The sequence below is a fragment of the Actinoplanes sp. NPDC051633 genome (genome assembly GCF_040681735.1).
Classification (GTDB): domain Bacteria; phylum Actinomycetota; class Actinomycetes; order Mycobacteriales; family Micromonosporaceae; genus Actinoplanes.
Map to the genome: position 1 here is coordinate 1 of NZ_JBFAZH010000558.1, position 5,107 is coordinate 5,107.

At 71.0% G+C, this 5,107-nt stretch carries 3 protein-coding genes and 2 pseudogenes; all 5 read left to right on the forward strand.

Annotated elements, in window-relative coordinates:
• Positions 1 to 227: pseudogene (locus AB0M20_RS26485) on the forward strand (hypothetical protein); the annotation flags it as partial.
• Entirely contained in the window at positions 224 to 2,074 is a 1,851-nt protein-coding gene (gene murJ, locus AB0M20_RS26490; RefSeq protein WP_364302638.1) for a murein biosynthesis integral membrane protein MurJ, read from the forward strand. The pseudogene AB0M20_RS26485 and the gene murJ, both read left to right, overlap by 4 nt.
• A gap of 117 nt (positions 2,075 to 2,191) precedes the next feature.
• A complete protein-coding gene (locus tag AB0M20_RS26495; protein ID WP_364302640.1) occupies positions 2,192 to 3,814 on the forward strand; it encodes a protein kinase family protein in 1,623 nt (540 codons plus the stop codon).
• A 43-nt stretch (positions 3,815 to 3,857) separates the two neighbouring features.
• Entirely contained in the window at positions 3,858 to 4,526 is a 669-nt protein-coding gene (sigM, locus tag AB0M20_RS26500) for an RNA polymerase sigma factor SigM (protein WP_364302642.1), read from the forward strand.
• A pseudogene (locus AB0M20_RS26505) lies at positions 4,523 to 5,107 on the forward strand (hypothetical protein); the annotation flags it as partial. The gene sigM and the pseudogene AB0M20_RS26505, both read left to right, overlap by 4 nt.

The following is a 5,107-nucleotide window of genomic DNA, read 5'->3' on the forward strand; positions in this document are numbered from 1 at the left end:
GCCGGGAGCCCGGGTACGCCGAGGGCCGCACGCTGGCCCGCGAGATCACCGCCGCCGGCCACCTCGGCACGGTCGGCGCCCTGGTCAACGTGCTGACCGAGGCCGGCTGCGACCACCCCACGGTGCTCGATGCGCTGAGCGAGCCCTTGGTCCCGGTCGAGGCCGGCTGGATGGTGGAGACGCTGGCCGGCGCGGCACCGGGCACGCTGCTACGACACCTCGTGTGACACAGTTTCCACCGGAGAAGCAGAACTCTGGGAGGACGAACGTGGCCGGCGGGGTGTACCGCAGTTCGCATGCCTCGCAAGAGGAGGGGCCTCAGGCCGACCCTGGGTTCGAGCGGCCGGCTCTGGAGGATCCGGGTCTGGTGGCGACCGAGGACGCCGGGGCTGCTCATGAGCCCCGCCACGAGCCCCGCGAGGAGCCTCAGGACGAGCCTCGCGACGAGCCTCGCGACGAGCCCCGCGAGGTGGAGAGCACGGCCGGCCAGAGCGCGATCATGGCGGCCGGCAGCCTGGTCAGCCGGATCATCGGGTTCGTCCGCAACGCCCTGATCGGCATGACGCTCGGCTTCGCGGTCGGTGACGCGTACACCAGTGCTCTGTTCCTCCCGAACCAGATCTATGAGCTGCTGCTCGGCGGCATCCTCTCCAGCGTCCTGATCCCGCTGCTGGTCCGGCGGCGCAAGGCCGATCCGGACGGCGGCCAGCTCTACACGCAGAAGCTGCTGACCTTCGCGATGGTGTGCCTGGGCATCGCGACGGTGCTGGTCGTCGTGGCCGCGCCACTGATCACGCTGATCCAGTCCAGCGGCCGCACCTCACCCGAGTACCGCGACCTGGTGACGATGTTCGCCTGGCTGATGCTGCCGATCATCTTCTTTACCGGGCTGTCGGCGCTGATCGGCGCGGTGCTCAACGTGCGCGGCCACTTCGCCGCCCCGATGTGGGCGCCGATCCTCAACAACATCGTGGTGATCGCCGCCTGTGGGCTGTTCCTGCTGATCTTCCGGATCGACGGCACCCTGACCATCGCGAAGATGACGCCCGCCATGGTCGCGGTGATCGGCGGCGGCACCCTGCTCGGGATGATCGCGCAGGCGGCCGGGCTGCTGCCGGCGCTGCGGCGAGTCGGTTTCACGTGGAACTGGCGCTGGGACCCGCGCGGGCTCGGGATGGGCGAGATCGGGCGTCTCGCCGGGTGGATGCTCTGCTACGTCGGCGCCAACCAGCTCGCGGTGTTCCTCGTCGTGCGGGTGCTGAGCGGCGGCACCGGCGGCAACCGGGCGAGCACCCTGGCGTACAACAACGTCTTCCTGCTGACGATGATGGCGCACGGGATCATCGGCGTGTCCGTGATGACCGCGCTGCTGCCGAAGATGAGCGCCGCGGCGGCCGACGGCCGGTTCAGCGATGTCAGCGCCGACCTGAGCCGGGGGATCCGGCTGGCCACCACCGCCCTGGCGCCGATCGCGGTGGCCTACGGCGTGCTGGCCACCCCGATCGCGGTGACCCTCTTCCAGGGCGGGAACTACACCTATCAGCAGGCGTACGCGACGGGCGACGTCCTGGTGGCCGGTGCGCTGGCGGTCATCCCCCTGTCGATCAGCTACCTGTGCACCTATGCCTTCTACTCCCTGCAGGGCAACAAGACGGTGGCCCTGATCAACCTGCCGGTGGTGGCGCTGCGCATCGCCGGCTATCTGGTTCTCGCCTGGGTGCTGAACGCGTCGCTGACCGCGGCCGGCATGACCGCCGCGAACGCCCTGTCCTACGCCCTCTCGGCACTGATCTCCCTGGCGGTCCTCCGCCGCCGGATCGGCCGCCTCAATCTCGGAAGTCTGGTCGCCGCGCTGCTGAAGGTCGTCGCCGCCGCGGTCGTGGCCGGCGCACTCGGCCTGCTGGTGGTCCGGCTGATGCCCGGCGGTGGCGAACCGACCCGTGTCGAGGCCCTTTTGCAACTTCTTGCCGGAGGTGCGGTGATCATGGTCGGTTACCTCGGCACGGCGGCGCTGCTCCGGGTGCGTGAGATCAGCCAGGTGGTCGCGATGGTTCGCCGGAAGGTCGGCAGGTAGGGCGTGTCCTTCCGTTGTGGACAAGGTGTGGATAACTCTCTGATCAGCTAATTCGACGACACCATTCGGACTAATCACCCCTGCCAGGATGCCTGGTGTCGATGCCGCGCCAGGGGGATGACCTGTGGGCCTGTGGCAGCGGGCGGGTATGGTCGCTCTGGACACGTGTGCACCACCGAGGGAGGACGGGTGACCCAGGTCGGCGAGGGCCGCGAGACTTCGGCCGATGAGGCCGCTCCGGTCATGACCTTCGGTGCACCCACCGTCGGTGAGATCCTGGCGGAGCGGTATCAGCTCGAGGCGCACGTCAACGATGACAGCGCCGGCCGGCAGGTCTGGCGCGGCATCGATGTCATCCTGCGGCGGCCGGTCGCGGTCGTGCTCCGGCACCCGGGCGGCGACTCCGCCACCGAAATGCTGCAGGCCGCCGTCGCCGCCAGCCGGGTGATCCACCCCAACCTCGCCGGTGTCTACGACGCGATCGACGAGGGTCAGCGGGCCTACGTGGTGCGCGAGTGGGTCGACGGCGAGGCGCTGCGCGAGCTGGTCGGCTCCGAGGGTCCGCTCGACCCGGCCCGCGCCACCGCGATCGCGCACTCGATCGCCGACGCGCTGGCCGCGGTGCACGCCACCGGCATGGTGCACGGCAACGTCCACCCCGGCACCACGCTGGTCGCCGACGACGGCCGGGTGGTCCTGGCCGACGCGCGGGCCGACTCGGCAGACTCCGCCGAGGGCGATGTCCGCGCGGTCGGTGGCCTTCTTTACTACGCGCTCACCGGTCGCTGGCCGCACGCCGAGATCAACCCATCCGCGCTGCCGGACGCGCACCGCGACGCGTCCGGTGCGCTCGCCGCGCCCCGCCAGATCCGGGCCGGTGTGCCGGCGTACCTCGACGATCTGACCATGGACCTGCTGGACAGCCGGGTCGCCGCCCCCGAGGCCGACGCGCTGGCCGCGGAGCTCGACCGGCTGGACGCCGCGGCCGACGACGACTACGAGGACATCGGCCCGCTGCGGTTCGCGCAGAGCACGTCGACCGAGCCGGTCCGCAGCACCCGCAAGATCGTGATCGGTGTCGGCGCCCTGGTCGTCATCGCACTGATCGGTCTGGTCTTCGGCATCCGCGCGATCAGCAACTCGGGCAAGCCCGGGCCGAGCGAGACGACACAGGCGGGCAACCCTCCGGCCGGATCGACCGAGGGCAACACCGATCCGAGCGGCCAGCCCGAGGCGCCCGCGCCGCAGAAGCTCACGCTGACCCCCGAGATGGTGCGCATCGTCGACCCGCCGGACGGTCAGGGGTCCGACGACGACGAGGCCAAGCTCACCGTCGACGGCGACCCGAACACCGGGTGGGAGACGCAGCGGTTCAACCAGTCCGACTTCGGCAACCTCAAGCCGGGCATGGGCGTGCTGATCAACCTCCAGCAGCCGCGGACGGTCAGTGACGTGCAGGTCGAGACCTCCGTCGCCGGTGTGGCGATGGAGGTTCGCGCCGGCACGTCCGACCCAGGCACCAGCAGCGCCGGTGACGACCAGGTCGTCAAGACGTACAAGAAGCTCGGCGAGCAGGACTCCGACGCCAAGACCGACGGGACGACCAAGCGGTTCCCGGTGTTCGACCCGGATCAGAAATACCAGTACATCCTGGTCTTCCTCATCGATCTTCCGCCGGCCGAGGACAACAGCGGCAAGTTCCAGGTGACCGTCACCAACATCGAGGTGTACGGCTCCTGACCGCGGGCCACGGGCCCTCGACCGTTTCGACTAGATTCTCAGCGTGACCACCGGCGGCACGGATGACGGCGTGGTCGGCGCGGAGTCGACCGACGCCGATCTCCTCAGCGCGCACGTCGCCGGTGACAAGGACGCCTTCGCCGAGTTGGTCCGCCGGCATCGCGACCGGTTGTGGGCGGTGGCGCTGCGTACCGTGGGGGACCGCGAGGAGGCCGCCGACGCGGTGCAGGACGCGCTGCTCTCGGCGCATCGGGCGGCCGCCCGGTTCCGCGGCGACTCGCAGGTCACCACCTGGCTGCACCGCATCGTCGTGAACGCCTGCCTGGACCGCATCCGCAAGCGCCAGACGCACCCCACGGTTCCGCTGCCCGACGGCCAGGACGTCACCGGCCCCGAGCCGGCCGCCCCGGCCCACGACCACGACACCGCGCTGGTCGTCCGGCAGGCGCTGGCCGAGCTTCCGCCCGATCAGCGCGCCGCACTGGTACTGGTCGACGTGCAGGGGTATCCGGTGATGGAGGCCGCGGAGATCCTCGGCGTCGCCGAGGGCACGATCAAGAGCCGGTGCGCGCGTGGCCGGGCCAGGATGGCGCTGCGGCTCGGCCACCTGCGCCGGGGAGACGACGGTCACGGGAACCATCCGCAGGCCGGCCGCGTCCCATCGGGGTCGACGTCGACTCAGAACGGATCCGGAGAGGGGGAGAGCCGATGAGCGTGGACGACTTCGGCACGGTCGACATCGACCTGCTGGCCGACTACATCGGCGATGCCCTCGACGAGACCGAGCGGGCACGCGTCGAGCAGCTGATCGCCGACGACCCCGAGTGGCGTTCCGCCCACGACCTGCTGGCGTCGGGGATGAGCCGGGTGGGTGCCGAGCTGGGTGCGCTGGGTGCCGCGTCCGAGCCCATGCCGGCCGATCTGGGGGTACGCCTGGAGGCTGCCTTCGCCGCGGATCCGACGACCGATCACGACCTCATCGCTCCAGAACTCACCGAGCCGAGCGAGCCGCACGTCCAGCCGTCGCGCGCCGATCGCCATCTGGTGTCCGTACCCACCGGGGGTGCGGCGAGAGCCACCTCTCGCCGGCGCCGCATCCGCTGGGCCGCACCCATCGCGGCGGCCGCGGGGGTCCTGGCCTTCGCCGGCTTCGGCACCACCTATTTCACCAGTCATGACGACGCCGCACAGACCTCGGCCGCCGGCGGCGCCGCGGGGTACGCCGCCGGGCCCCGGGTTGGTCCCCAGTCGGGCCAGGCGGCCGCGCCCCCCCGCGGGGCGCTCACCGGGGCG

Coding starts and splice junctions, on each gene's coding strand:
- AB0M20_RS26495 (WP_364302640.1), top strand. CDS start 2,192: ATGACCTGTGGGCCTGTGGCAGCGGGCGGGTATGGTCGCTCTGGACAC.